The following is a 13034-nucleotide window of genomic DNA, read 5'->3' as shown; positions in this document are numbered from 1 at the left end:
GCTCAGCCGAGGTAGATCTCGGCGTTATCGATGAGTCGGTGGCCCGCCACCGTCGCGGCGATGAGCGCGAGCGCGGGTCCGCTGGTGCCCTCGTCGACCGGGAGGAACGTCACCGGATCGACGACGCTCAGATACTCGAGGCGGATGCGGGGCTCCCCCATGAGCGTCGACTGCGCCGCGGCGATGCAGGCGTCGATGCCGCGGTCGGCGTTGGCGGCTGCGGCATCGAGAGCCGCGGGGAGGAGCGCGGCGGCGGCGAGGTCGCGGTCCTCGAGCATCCCGACGCGGGTCGACACCGGAAGGCCGTCGTCGCCGCGGACGGTCTCGACCGTCGCGACCTCGACGTCGAAGAATAAGTCGCGGATCATCCTGCGCACCAGGAAGACGCGCTGCCGATCCCGCTCGCCGTAGACGGCGACATCGGGCCGGACGAGGTGGAACAGCTTGGCCTCGACGGTGAGGAGACCGTCGAAGTAGAACGGGCGGAACCGCCCCTCGTACCGCAGGCCCAGGTCGCCGGCGGAGACCTTCGTCGTCGCGGAGCCGTCGGGGAGCAGTTCGTCCCTCTCGGGCGCGAAGACGACGTCGACGCCGAGCGACGCGAGCAGTCGGGCGTCGTCCTCGGGAGTGCGCGGATAGGCGGCGAAATCCGCCGGCGATGCGAACCGCAGCGGATTGACGAACACCGACACCACGACGATGTCGGCGACCTCGCGCGCCCGGTGGACCAGGTCGATATGTCCGTCGTGAAGGGAGCCGATGGTCGAGATGAGGGCGACGCGGGACCCCGGTGCGGCGGCGCGTACCTCGGCGAGCCGAGCACGCAGCTCGTCGATGGTGCTGATCATCCTTGGATCGTAGCGGGAGGCTCGCCACCCACCGGACCAGAGCCGGCCTCGGTGAGCGCGTGGTCGAGCGTGGTGTGCGCCAAAGCGGAGAGGAACGACCCCGGGTACGGCACGCCCGCTTCGGCGAGGAGAGCGGCCGCCTGGTGCACGATGGAGCGCGAGAAGACCCTTGCCGTGGCGATCGCCTCGCCGTAGGCCGCGCGGGCCGACTCCTCGACGACCACCGGTTCGCACCCCAGCTCCACGGCGAGGGCCTGCGCGATCGGCAGCACCGGCCCGGGTGCCGTGACGGCCGCGTACGCACTGGTCAGCGCGCGCAGATCCATCGACGTTCCGCTGAACTCGATCGCGGGATGCACGGCGAGCGGGATGGCGCCCTTCGCGACGGCGGGAGAGAGGATGCCGGCCCCCCAGGCCGGGTCCGTGTGCAGGACGAGCTGCCCCGGCTGCCACGCACCGACCTCGGCCAGACCTCGCACGAGTCCCTCGAGCTGGTCGTGGGGCACGGCGACGATCACCAGCTCGCTGCGCCGGGCGACCTCGGTCGCGTCCAGCACGGGCACGCCCGGAAGGATCGCCTCGACCCGCTCCGGGTCGGAGCCCTGCGTGATCCCGACCAGCGCGTGTCCGGCACCGGCGAGCGCCGCACCCAGCACCGGTCCGACGCGACCCGCCCCGATGATCCCGACTCCGAGCCTTCCATCACGGGTCATCCGTGGTCCTCCTCGCCGGGCGTCCTCTCGGAGGCTCGGCGCGTTTCGTCTCCCTCGCTGGCGCTCGCTCGCTCAACGACCGCAATCAGAGGTTCGGTCGTTGAGTGAGCGAAGCGAGGCGAAACGTCGCCAGCCTCGTCCGCTGCGGTGGATCCGGCGCTTGCGGGGACCGCGGGGACCGTCTCGTCCTCCGCCCACCGATGCGTGCGGTCGGCGAGCGCTTCGCGCACCGAACCGCGCGCGACATCGTCGAACAGCGCGAGAGCGTGGTCGCGGTCGACGGCAGCCAGGAACGGCGACACCGGACCGGTGACGACGTGCGCGCGCACGTTCGTCACGCCCGACGCCCGGTCGAGGGGGCCCTGGTACAGGCCGATGCTCTGCAGACGCGCGAGCGGCAGGATGACCAGCTTGCGCCACACGACGCCGCGTCGCATCAGCAGCGCGTCGGCGGTGAGGCGGAAGCCGTTGCGCCGATACGACAGCGGGACGATCCACCAGGCGCGCTTCGGCGTGTTCGTGAAGGTGTCGACCTCGCCCGGTCCGAACATGCCCTCCTGCACGACCAGCGCTCGCTCCTCGTCGGAGAGCGTGGGCTGCAGCAGCCGCAGCACGCGTTCGACGTCGGCGACGGTGCCCACCGGCAGGGCGGTGGTGAACTGATCCGTGCTGCCGTCGGCGGCGCTGCGCCCGGTGAGGCGGTTGATGCGCACCGCCCACCAGCCGGCGGGGCGCCACATGATGGGCTGTGTCACCTCGACGGCGTGCACACGCCCCGGGGGCACGATCTCGGTGATGGTCGTGAAGAGGCCGAACGTGATCCGCACGCCGTCGGGCGTCGGCGCGATCGCGTACCGCAGCGACCGGACGATCGAGCGCAGCCAGTAGGCGCCGAAGCCGATGATCGCGGGAACGAACCCGAACAGCAGCCACGTGACGCCCTGGCTCACACCGACCACGATCGCGATGATCGCGAAGATCAGGCCCAGCGTCGACATGCTGAGGATGTGGGATGCCACGAGCCGGCCGACCGGGATGCTCACGACGGACTCGAGCTCGGCGACCGGCGCCTCTGGCCCCTCGATCATGCCGGTGATCTCGCGACCCACGGTCTGGCTCAGCATCGCGGCCCTGCCGACGGGCCTGACCGCGGCCGGTCCCGTGGTCATCGCGAGACGACGTCCGGATGCGAGGCGGAGGATGTCGGTCCGCACAGCCTCGGCGTTCGCGGTGGAGAGGTACTCGAGCTTGACGTTCGCATCGGCTCCGGCGCCGACGACCTCGAGCTTCGCCATGCCCAGCAGTCGCGCGATCATCGGCCGCGTGAGGTTGACACCCTGCACGCGATCGAGCGGTGCCCGGCGCTGCGTGCGGAACAGGATGCCGCTGCGCACCTCGACGTCGTCATCGGTGATGCGGAAGGTGTGGAAGCGCCACGACGTGTAGAACACCGCGACGAGGACGATGAGCGCCGCGAGGACCGCGAGCCCCGCCAGCACGTAGAGGTTGTTCGCGACGATGAAGTCGATGGGGTCGCCGCCGGCACCCTCCCACTCGCCGACCTCCTCCTCGATGTCGGGCGCGAGCCACGGCAGGAAGATGAACACGAGGCGATCGCGCAGATTCGCGAGCACGATGCCGATGACGACGATCAGGAACAGCCCGCCGCGCAGGAGGGGCGTGAGCGGGTGCAGGCGATGCCACTCGCCGTCGCTGAGCGGCGATCGCACCAGCTGCGGCGGCGGTGCGCCGGGGGCGAGCGGCCCTTCGACAGGCTCAGGGACCTGGTCCCCAGGGTCGGGAACCTGGTTCACGGGCTCGGGGGTGGACGTCATAGACCCGTGCGCCGGCTCTCGGCGACTCCGACGAGGTGGTCGCGGAGCGTCTCAGCGGTGGACTGCTCGAGCCCCGGGATGATGACGCCGGTCGCCGCGGCCGCGGTGACGAACTTCAGCTGGGCGATGCCGAAGCCCCGGTCCAGCGGACCGTGCGTGATGTCGATCAGCTGCATGCGGCCGTACGGCACCGCCACGAAGCGTTGCCAGAGGATACCGCGCCGGAAGACCAGATCGTCGTCGCGCAGCTGATACCCGATCGAGCGAGCCTGGCGGGGCAGGATGAGGAGCGTCCACGCGAGGATCACGGTGAGGATCCCGCCGGGGATCCAGGCCCACAGCTGATGCATCAGCAGGGCGAGCACCAGCGTGGCTGCGACCACGAGTACGAGGAACGAGCCGGTGGAGATCAGCTGCACCGTCACGTACTTCGGCGAGATCTGGTGCCACACGCCGCCTTCCAGCACCAGCCGGTTCTCGGAACGCGGCTCGGCGATCCCCTCGAACGTGCCCCCGGCCTCAGTGGTCGTGGAGGCGGGGCTCGAGTCCGGGGTCGTCGCCTCCGGGCTGTTCGTCATCGTCGTCCTTCCGGATGGTGCAGAGGTGCTCCGCGACCAGACCGGCGGCGACCAGCAGGGCGCCGCTCACGGTCGTCGCGATGACCGCTGCCAACGAGCCTAGCGAGGGTGTGACAGGCCGGGTCGCCAGGAAGACCCACAGCCCCGCTCCCAGCCCGCCGATCGCCGCGCCGACGATGCTCGAGGCCTTCGCCAGCATCGCGATGCGCACGGCGCGGAACGGGTCGACTTTCGACGTCGAGGTGCCGCGCGTGGCGCGCCGGATCGGGATGGCGAGCGCGATCACGAAGGCGCCCAGCAGCACCAGGAGGATCGGCAGCGTCACCGCCGGCGTGAACGTCGGGCGTCCCGCCGATGTCAGCAGCTGGTCGACGAGGAAGCCCGCGGCGACCCCGAGGATCGCTGAGATCGCGAGAACACCGGCACCGGTGCGCTTCATCGGCGTCCGCCCTCCTGCAGCCGGCGGAGAACCTCGTCGACACGACCTGCGCCCGGAAGCACGGCATCCGGATCCACCGCCAGCCAGGGCCCGAGCACGAAGTCGCGCTCGGCGGCGCGCGGGTGCGGCAGCCGCAGGCGGGGGTCGTCGCTGACGACATCGCCGTACGCGATGAGATCGAGGTCCAGCGTGCGATCCTCCCAGCCGGGCTCGCCGGCGGAGCGGGCAGCGGAGCGCACACGGCCGTGCCGCTGCTCGATCGCATGGAGGTAGCCCAGGAGCACCGACGGCGCGAGGCGCGTGGTGAGGATCGCCACGGCGTTCAGATAGGCCGGGGCCTCGGCATCCGGTCCCTCCGGCTTCATGGCGACCGACTCGATCGGCTCCGACACGCGCACGGCGTCGACCAGCGGCACGCGTGCGAGGTCCTTGATCGCAGCCCCCATCGTCGCGCTGCGGTCGCCGAGATTCGCGCCCAGGGCGATGACGGCCTCGACCGGTCCGCGCGGGTGACGCTCGGCATCCCCGTCGAAACCCTGTGCCAGGCGCCGGTTCACGATTCCTCCGTCCGGAACGGCTCTTCACGTCGGGCACGGCGGATCGTGACCGACACATCGGCGAACGGCACCGTGATGGGCGCCTGCGGCTTGTGGACCGTGACCGCGACCATCTTCACGCCGTCGCGCGCGAGGAGGTCGTCGGCGATCCGCGCCGCGACGCCCTCGATCAGATTCAGCGGCTCGCGGCCGACCAGTTCGACGATGCGCTCGGCCACCTCTCCGTAGTGGACGGTGTCGGCGACGTCGTCGGATGCCGCGGCCTGCGCGGTGCTGACGTACAGGGTCGCGTCGACGACGAACTCCTGGCCCTCCCGCCGTTCTTCGGCGAACACGCCGTGGTGCCCGAAGGCGCGCACCCCGGTCAGCGTGATTTCGTCGATGAAGTCCATCAGCCCTCCCGGCTGCCCGATCGGTCGTCCTGTCGCGAGCCTGTCCAGCGCCCGGCCACCACGAGAGCATCCCGCGTGGCGGCGACATCGTGAACACGCACCGCCCATGCCCCGGCCTGCGCGGCGAGCACGCTCGTCACGGCGGTCGCCAGGTCGCGGCGAGCCTCGGACGGTTCGGCGCCGTCGGCGGGATCGCCGGCGAGCGCGTCGGCGAGGAACCGCTTGCGGCTCGTGCCGATCAGCACCCGCGGGCCCATCGCGACGAAGCGGTCGAGCCCGCGCAGCGTCTGCCAGTTCTGCTCGCCGCGCTTGCCGAACCCGATGCCCGGGTCGACGATCACCCGGGCGGGCGCGATGCCGGCCGCCGCGGCCGCCTCGACGCGAGCGCGGAGCTCTGCCGCGACCTCGGTCACGACGTCGTCGTAGACGGCGCGCGCGTACATGTCGGCGGAGTGGCCCCGCCAATGCTGCAGGACCACGTCCGCATCCGTCGACGCGACCGTCGACAGCATCTCGGGGTCGGCCATGCCGCCCGACACGTCGTTCACGATGCGTGCCCCGGCCGTCACGGCGGCGAGGGCCGTCGACGCGTTCATCGTGTCGATGCTCACGACCACGCCGGCGTCGACGAGGGCGCGCACGACGGGAAGCACGCGGCCCTGCTCGACGCGCGGATCCACGCGCTCCGCACCGGGCCTCGTCGACTCGCCGCCGACATCGAGGATGTCGGCGCCCTGCGCGTGCAGCGCCAGGCCATGGGCGACGGCGGTATCGGCATCCGCATGCCGTCCGCCGTCGCTGAACGAGTCGGGCGTCACATTTACGACGCCCATGATGAGCGTCATGCGCGCATCCCCGACGGCCGCGCCGTCCCGAGCAGCGCGACCAGCTCAGCACGCGCCGCGGGCTCGGCCAGCTCGCCGCGCGCCGCGATCGTCACGGTCGAGGCATCCGGCTGACTCCCGCCGCGCATCGTCACGCACTCGTGCGTCGCCTCGAGCACCACCAGCACGCCCCGCGCGTCGAGGGAGGCGGCGATCACGTCGGCGATCTGCTCGCCGAGGCGCTCCTGCACCTGCGGACGCGAAGACAGGATCTCGACGACCTTCGGCAACGCGCCGAGGCCCACGACCTGCTCACCGGGGAGGTACGCGAGATGCGCATGGCCGCGGAACGGCAGCAGGTGATGCTCGCACACCGAGCGGAACAGGATGTCGCGGAGCATCACCGCGCCGGACGGGAGCGTGTCGGGGGCCGGGCCCCGCGACACCGAGATGGTGCGCGCGAGCGGCGCCCCGGCATCCTCTCCCACTCCCGCGAAGAACTCGCCGTACGCGTCGGCCACGCGCTCGGGCGTCTGCTTCAAGCCGGGACGATCGGGGTCTTCGCCGATCGCCTCCAGCAGCTCGCGCACGAGCGCGGCGATGCGCTCACGATCGACGGCCACGGGCCGAGCCTACGCGGTCGCGGGTCGCGCCTGTCCCGACGGACGACGCTTGGGCGCCTTCTCGGCGGCCGGCTGCTCGGCCTCGACGCTCGCGGCGAGCCCCGCCTCATCGCGGCGCTTCGGCACGTCGATCGGGGGCAGGGTCGACGGCGGGCGCTGCTCGCTCGACAGCCACTGCGGGCGCGGGGGCAGGCGCTTGACGTCCTTGAAGATCTCGGCGAGCTCCAGGTGGTCGAGCGTCTCCTTCTCGAGGAGCTCGAGGGCGAGCTTGTCGAGCACGTGGCGGTTCGCGTTGATGACCTCGTAGGCCTCGTTGTGAGCCTGCTCGATGAGGTCGCGCACCTGCGTGTCGACGCGCTCGGCGATCCGCTCCGAGAACTCGCGGCCGTGGCCCATGTCGCGGCCCATGAAGACCTCGCCCGACGACTGCCCGAGCTTGACCGGGCCGATGTCGCCGGTCATGCCGTACTCGGTGACCATCTTGCGGGCGATGCTCGTCGCCTTCTCGATGTCGTTCGATGCGCCCGTGGTGGGATCGTGGAACACGATCTCCTCGGCGACGCGGCCGCCCATCGCGTAGGCGAGCTGGTCCTGCAGCTCGTTGCGGGTGACGGAGTACTTGTCCTCGAGCGGCAGCACCATCGTGTAGCCGAGGGCCTTGCCGCGCGGGAGGATCGTGACCTTCGTGACGGGGTCGGTGTGGTTCATCGCCGCGGCCGCGAGCGCGTGACCGCCCTCGTGGTACGCGGTGATGAGCTTCTCCTTGTCCTTCATCACGCGGGTGCGCCGCTGCGGACCGGCGATCACGCGGTCGATGGCCTCATCGAGCGCGCGGTTGTCGATCAGCTGCGCGTTCGAGCGCGCGGTGAGAAGGGCGGCCTCGTTCAGCACGTTCGCGAGGTCGGCGCCGGTGAAGCCGGGCGTCTTGCGGGCCACGACCTCGAGGTCGACGCCGTCGGCGAGCGGCTTGCCGCGGCCGTGCACCTCGAGGATCTTGGCGCGACCCTTGAAGTCGGGCGCGTCGACGCCGATCTGACGGTCGAAGCGGCCCGGGCGCAGCAGCGCCGGGTCGAGGATGTCGGGGCGGTTGGTGGCCGCGATCACGATGACGTTGACCTTGGGATCGAAGCCGTCCATCTCGACGAGCATCTGGTTGAGCGTCTGCTCGCGCTCGTCGTGACCGCCGCCCATGCCGGCGCCGCGATGGCGGCCGACCGCGTCGATCTCGTCGATGAAGATGATGGCCGGGGAGTTGTCCTTGGCGGTGTTGAACAGGTCGCGCACGCGGCTGGCGCCGACGCCGACGAACATCTCGACGAAGTCCGAGCCCGAGATCGAGTAGAACGGCACGCCCGCCTCGCCGGCGACGGCACGCGCGAGAAGCGTCTTGCCCGTTCCGGGAGGGCCGTACAGCAGCACGCCCTTGGGGATGCGCGCACCCACGGCCTGGAACTTCGACGGGTCCTTCAGGAAGTCCTTGATCTCTTCGAGTTCTTCGATCGCCTCGTCGGAGCCCGCGACGTCCTGGAAGGTCACCTGCGGCATCTCCTTCGTCACGAGCTTCGCCCGCGACTTGCCGAACTGCATGACCTTGCTGCCGCCGCCCTGAGCGCTGGACATCAGGAACCAGAAGAGCAGACCCAGCAGCAGGATCGGCAGCAGGAGCGAGAGGAACCCGTCGAACCAGGTCGCGCGCGGCACCGCGTCGTTGAAGCCGTCCTTCGGGTCGGCCGCGTTGACCGCGTCGACGACCTCGGCGGCACGTGCGGTGACGTAGTAGAACTGCACGTCGGTCGCGCCGTCGTACTCCTTGGAGAGCTTCATGTCGACGCGCTGATCGCCGTCGGTGTTGACGACCTCGGTGACCGTCTCACCGGAGAGCAACTCGAGACCCTCCTGCGTGGAGATCTGCTTCGCACCGTTCAGGCTCGAGATGAGCGAGAACCCCACGATCAGGAAGACCCCGATCAGCAGGACGTAGAAGAGGGGGTTGCGGGTGATCTTCTTGAAGTCCATGGCGCGGGCGAGAGCCCGACCCCTTTCGTCGACGTGCCGTCGGGGACAGGAAAGCGCCCGTCGACGGTTGAATCAGGGTATCGCGCGGTTCCTAAGCGTCGTCTGTGCATTCGCCCCGGGCGTAATCGCCGGATGCAGGGCGCTTCGTCTCGGTCGTTCCTTCCTCGCTCAACGACCGGTCGTTGAGTGAGGGACGGTCGTTGAGCGAGCGAAGCGAGACGAAACGCAGAGACGGAACGCGACGATTACGAGTAGACGTGCGGGGCGAGGACGGCGACGTCGCGGAGGTTGCGGTACTTTTCGGCGTAGTCGAGGCCGTAGCCGACGACGAACTCGGTGGGGATGTCGAAGCCGACGTACTTGCAGTGCACCTCGACCTTGGCGGCCTCGGGCTTGCGCAGCAGCGCGAAGACCTCGACGGATGCCGCGCCACGGGCCGCGAAGTTCTCCAGCAGCCAGCTGAGGGTCAGGCCCGAGTCGATGATGTCCTCGACGATGAGCACGTGCTTGCCGAGGATGTCGGTGTCGAGGTCCTTGCGGATCTGCACGACGCCGCTCGACTTCGTGCCGGCCCCGTACGACGAGACCGCCATCCAGTCCATGGTGATGTGCTTCTTGAGCGCGCGGGAGAAGTCGGCCATCACCATGACCGCGCCCTTGAGCACGCCGACGAGCAGCAGATCCTCGTCCGCGTAGTCCTCGGCGACCCGCGCCGCGATCTCATCGAGCTTGGCTCGGATGTCCTCCTCGGTGACGAGGACTTCGGTGATGTCGCTGGAGACGTCGGCCGCGCGCATGGGACGAGTCTAGAGGGGCACCGCCTCTGACCCGACCGAACGCCCTCCGCGCCTCAGCGCGCGGTGAACTCGATGCGTCCGCCGACGCGGCGAGCGCGGCATCCGGGAAGATCGATGGGTCCTTGGCCCGACCAGTCGGTGACGAGGCGCGCCACCTCGATCGTCTGCGACCGCGTGAGGCCCTGGTGGAACTCGCTGGCCACCACGTGCCGGATGATGCGGTTCCGCAGCGCGGCAGGGTTGGCCGCGAGGGCGGCGACCGACACCGAGATGCCGGCTTCGGCGTGCTCGACGATGTCTTCGATCGTCTCGTCGATCATCTCGTCGAAGGCCTCCGCGTCTTCACGCAGCTGCGCCGCGGTGCGGGCGAGGGCATCGGCGATGCCGGGGCCGAGCTCGGCCTCGAGGACGGGCAGCACCGTCTCGCGCACGCGCACCCGCGCGAATCGGGGGTCGGCGTTCTGCGGGTCTTCCCACGGCTCGAGGCCTTCGGCCGCGCACGCAGCGCGGGTCGTGGACCGCCGCACCCCGAGCAGTGGCCGCAGGAGAGCGACGCCGTCGAGCTCGGAGACCTCCGCCATGCCCTGCAGGCTGGTGGCGCCCGCGCCGCGCGCGAGGCCGAGCAGCACCGTCTCGGCCTGGTCGTCGAGCGTGTGGCCGAGGAGGATCGCCGCCGCGCCGGCGTCGCGGGCGGCGTCGCGCAGCGCGCGGTAGCGCGCGTCGCGTGCCGCCGCCTCGGGCCCGCCGGCCGCGCCTACCTCCACGCGGACCACGCGGGCCTCGAGCCCGAGAGCCTCGGCCTTCGCCGCCGCGGCGGCTGCGGCATCCGTCGACCCGTCCTGCAGTCCGTGGTCGACGGTGACCGCTGCGACGCGCAGTCCGAGCTTCGAAGCCTCGAACGCCGTCGCCGCCGCCAGCGCGAGCGAGTCCGCGCCGCCCGACAGAGCCACGAGCACGGTGGCTCCACGCGGGACCCCCGTCAGCGCGCGGCGTACGGCGAGCCGCACTTCGGCGACGGCGGGGGCCAGTCCGGGGCGGCGCTCATCCACCCGCCCACCGTACCGGCGCGACCCAGGCGAATCGCATCGAACCTCACTGCCTCGGCCCGGTGCAGCGCGTTTCGTCTCGCTCGTTCCTCCCTCGCTCAACGACCCGGGACGACCCGAACCCCGGTCGTTGAGCGAGCCTGCGACACGAAACGCCCCGAGCCTGCGCGACTAGGCTTGTCGCGGCATCCCACCGTCTTTCCGAAGGAGCACCAATATGGGCGCGTACGACGCCGTCATCGAGATCCCGCGCGGCAGCCGCGTGAAGTACGAGGTCGACCACGGCACCGGCCGCGTCTTCCTCGACCGCATCCTCTACACCGCGTTCGGGTACCCGACCAACTACGGGTTCTTCGAGAACACGCTCGGCGAGGACGGCGACCCGCTCGACGTGCTGGTGCTGCTCGACTTCGACCTCGCGCCCGGTGTGCTCGCGAGCGTCCGCCCCGTCGGCGTGCTCAAGATGAGCGACGAAGCCGGCGGCGACGACAAGGTGGTGGCGGTGCTCGGCAAGGACCCGCGCTGGTCGCACGTCCAGGACGTCAACGACATCCCCGAGTTCACCCGCAAGGAGATCGAGCACTTCTTCGAGCACTACAAGGACCTCGAGCCCAACAAGTGGGTCAAGGTCGACGAGTGGGCCGGCGCGGCCGAGGCCGAGCGCCTGGTCGGCGAGGCCTTCGACCGCTTCAAGGAGCACGAGGGCGAGACCCGCACCCAGGGTGAGGGCGTCGCCCCGAACACGCTCTGACACCGAGATTCACGCGAGAACCGGATGCGGAGCATCCGGTTCTCGTCGTTTCAGAGGACGTGCGGCACAGAGGACGTGCGGCTCAGGTGGTGCGGCTCAGACCCCGACACCCCGGGCGCCCATGAAGTCGATCGGATTCACGGGGTAGTTGTTGACGTAAGTCTCGAAGTGGAGGTGGCAGCCGAACGAGTTGCCGGTGTTGCCCTCGCTCGCGATGAGCTGACCGGCGTTGACCCACTGACCCACGCCCACGAAGATGCCGCCGTTGCGGATGTGACCGTAGCCGGTGCCGACGCCGCCGCCGTGGTCGATCTTGATGTAGTTGCCGTAGCCGCCGTTCCCGCCGGCATACACGACGCGGCCGGCCGAGGCGGCATAGATGCCCGCTCCGCAGCCGGCAGCGAGGTCGACGCCGTAGTGGAAGCCGCTGGAGCAGTAGCTGTTGCCGCATTGCACCGTACGAGGGCCGTAGCCGGAGCTGCGCCAGCCGGACGACGGACGGGCCCAGCCGGAGCCGACGACGCCTCCACCGCCTCCGCCACCGCCACCGCCGCCACCACCGCTGTTCTGCCGGGCGAGGCGCTCGGCTTCGGCTCGCGCGGCAGCTGCTGCCGCGGCTCGAGCCGCTTCTTCGGCTGCCTTGCGGACGCGTTCGCCTTCTTCGTAGTCGGCGACGGTCTTGGCCACGGTGTCCTGCAGGGCGGCGAGCTGCGCCTCGAGCTCGCCCCGTTTGGCGTTCTGCGCGTCGAGCGCAGCCTGCGCCTCGTCGGCGGCCTTCTGGGCGGCGACCATCTTCTCTTCGGCGATCTTCTGCAACCGGTCTCGCTCGACGCGCTGCACCGCCGCCTGGTCGCTCAGGCTCTGGGCCGAGTCGCGCGCCGTGACGGCCTGCGCGTACACGTCCTGGTTGCGCTGGACGAGCTTGTCCATCGTGCCCAGGCGCGCGAGCAGGTCGTCCGCCGATGTGGCCGAGCCTGCGAAGAAGAGTTCGAGCGACGTGTCGTCGCCGCCGTTGCGGTACAGCTGTGCCGCGACGCGGCCGGCCTTGTTCGCGGCATCCACCGCGGCTGCCGCCTGAGCGTCGGCCTGCTGCTGCAGCTGGTCGGCCCGCAGCGCCGCGTCGAAGTACGCCTGCTGGGCGACATAGAACTCGTCGGCCAGCTGCTGGGCGACCTGCTTCTTGGCCGCGACATCAGCCTCGAGCCCGGCGATCAGTTGCTGGATCCTGGTGACCTCGGCCGCCTTGGCCTGTTCGTTGGCCTTCGCGGCGACGACGTCGTCCCACGACGGGTAGTCGGCGGCAAAGGCAGGGCTGGCCAGCGGGCCGATCGTGCCGCCAACCGCGCCCAGCGCGGCGACGCCGAGGATTCCGAGCCCGAGCGCTGTGCGCCGGTTCATCGCGGGCCAGAGCCGCCGCTCCTCCGTCGCGGAAGGGGCGCACCCGCACTCCACGGCGTCGTCGGCAAGGGTCTTCACGGTGACGTTCTCGGGCTGCACCGGGTCCCTCCCCTCGCGGCGTCAACTCGTTTCACACTAGCAACATCGTTAACATGCGCAACCCCCAGTGGCGCATAACGACCGCCGCCTCGGGAAGCGGTCACCCGGCCAGTGTGCG

At 70.6% G+C, this 13034-nt stretch carries 14 protein-coding genes; 1 reads left to right on the top strand and 13 read right to left on the bottom strand.

Annotated features, from left to right (window positions below):
* Positions 1-2: 2 nt before the first annotated feature.
* The 12 genes from panC to tilS all read right to left on the bottom strand — a co-directional run bounded on the left by panC (position 3) and on the right by tilS (position 10671).
* Positions 3-848, bottom strand: a complete 846-nt coding sequence (gene panC / locus B2K11_RS02865; RefSeq protein ID WP_163616651.1) for a pantoate--beta-alanine ligase — start codon at positions 846-848, stop codon at positions 3-5.
* Entirely contained in the window at positions 845-1561 is a 717-nt protein-coding gene (locus tag B2K11_RS02860; RefSeq protein WP_163616649.1) for a DUF2520 domain-containing protein, read from the bottom strand. The genes panC and B2K11_RS02860 overlap by 4 nt, the downstream gene beginning before the upstream one ends.
* A complete protein-coding gene (locus tag B2K11_RS02855) occupies positions 1558-3396 on the bottom strand; it encodes a PH domain-containing protein (RefSeq protein ID WP_239525661.1) in 1839 nt (612 codons plus the stop codon). The genes B2K11_RS02860 and B2K11_RS02855 overlap by 4 nt, the downstream gene beginning before the upstream one ends.
* Positions 3393-3974: a PH domain-containing protein gene (locus tag B2K11_RS02850; RefSeq protein ID WP_163616647.1), complete on the bottom strand. Its 582-nt coding sequence runs from the start codon at positions 3972-3974 to the stop codon at positions 3393-3395. The genes B2K11_RS02855 and B2K11_RS02850 overlap by 4 nt, the downstream gene beginning before the upstream one ends.
* Positions 3916-4413, bottom strand: coding sequence for a DUF3180 domain-containing protein (locus tag B2K11_RS02845; protein WP_163616645.1), 498 nt, complete (start codon positions 4411-4413; stop codon positions 3916-3918). The genes B2K11_RS02850 and B2K11_RS02845 overlap by 59 nt, the downstream gene beginning before the upstream one ends.
* A complete protein-coding gene (gene folK / locus B2K11_RS02840) occupies positions 4410-4970 on the bottom strand; it encodes a 2-amino-4-hydroxy-6-hydroxymethyldihydropteridine diphosphokinase (protein ID WP_163616642.1) in 561 nt (186 codons plus the stop codon). Before folK ends, B2K11_RS02845 begins: the two co-directional genes overlap by 4 nt.
* Positions 4967-5362: a dihydroneopterin aldolase gene (folB, locus tag B2K11_RS02835; protein WP_163616640.1), complete on the bottom strand. Its 396-nt coding sequence runs from the start codon at positions 5360-5362 to the stop codon at positions 4967-4969. Before folB ends, folK begins: the two co-directional genes overlap by 4 nt.
* Positions 5362-6207, bottom strand: a complete 846-nt coding sequence (gene folP, locus B2K11_RS02830; protein WP_163616638.1) for a dihydropteroate synthase — start codon at positions 6205-6207, stop codon at positions 5362-5364. Before folP ends, folB begins: the two co-directional genes overlap by 1 nt.
* Positions 6204-6809, bottom strand: a complete 606-nt coding sequence (gene folE / locus B2K11_RS02825) for a GTP cyclohydrolase I (protein WP_163616636.1) — start codon at positions 6807-6809, stop codon at positions 6204-6206. The genes folP and folE overlap by 4 nt, the downstream gene beginning before the upstream one ends.
* Before the next feature lie 9 nt (positions 6810-6818).
* The gene (gene ftsH, locus B2K11_RS02820) at positions 6819-8825 is read right to left on the bottom strand and encodes an ATP-dependent zinc metalloprotease FtsH (protein WP_163616634.1); all 2007 of its coding nucleotides are present in this window, start codon (positions 8823-8825) and stop codon (positions 6819-6821) included.
* A 245-nt stretch (positions 8826-9070) separates the two neighbouring features.
* Entirely contained in the window at positions 9071-9622 is a 552-nt protein-coding gene (gene hpt / locus B2K11_RS02815; RefSeq protein WP_163616632.1) for a hypoxanthine phosphoribosyltransferase, read from the bottom strand.
* A gap of 53 nt (positions 9623-9675) precedes the next feature.
* Positions 9676-10671 carry a tRNA lysidine(34) synthetase TilS gene (gene tilS, locus B2K11_RS02810; protein WP_163616630.1) on the bottom strand — a complete coding sequence of 332 codons (996 nt, stop codon included), beginning with the start codon at positions 10669-10671 and terminating at the stop codon, positions 9676-9678.
* A 214-nt stretch (positions 10672-10885) separates the two neighbouring features.
* Here tilS and B2K11_RS02805 point away from each other — a divergent pair, with 214 nt between their 5' ends.
* Complete coding sequence (locus B2K11_RS02805; RefSeq protein ID WP_163616628.1) at positions 10886-11419, top strand: inorganic diphosphatase; 534 nt, start codon at positions 10886-10888, stop codon at positions 11417-11419.
* A 96-nt stretch (positions 11420-11515) separates the two neighbouring features.
* Here the strand turns inward: B2K11_RS02805 and B2K11_RS02800 are convergent, their stop codons facing one another.
* Complete coding sequence (locus B2K11_RS02800; protein WP_239525638.1) at positions 11516-12895, bottom strand: M23 family metallopeptidase; 1380 nt, start codon at positions 12893-12895, stop codon at positions 11516-11518.
* Between the last annotated feature and the right edge of the window lie 139 nt (positions 12896-13034).

It is taken from the genome of Microbacterium sp. B35-30 (assembly GCF_010634855.1).
Lineage (GTDB): Bacteria > Actinomycetota > Actinomycetes > Actinomycetales > Microbacteriaceae > Microbacterium.
This window is presented reverse-complemented; position numbering and strand designations above follow the sequence as displayed.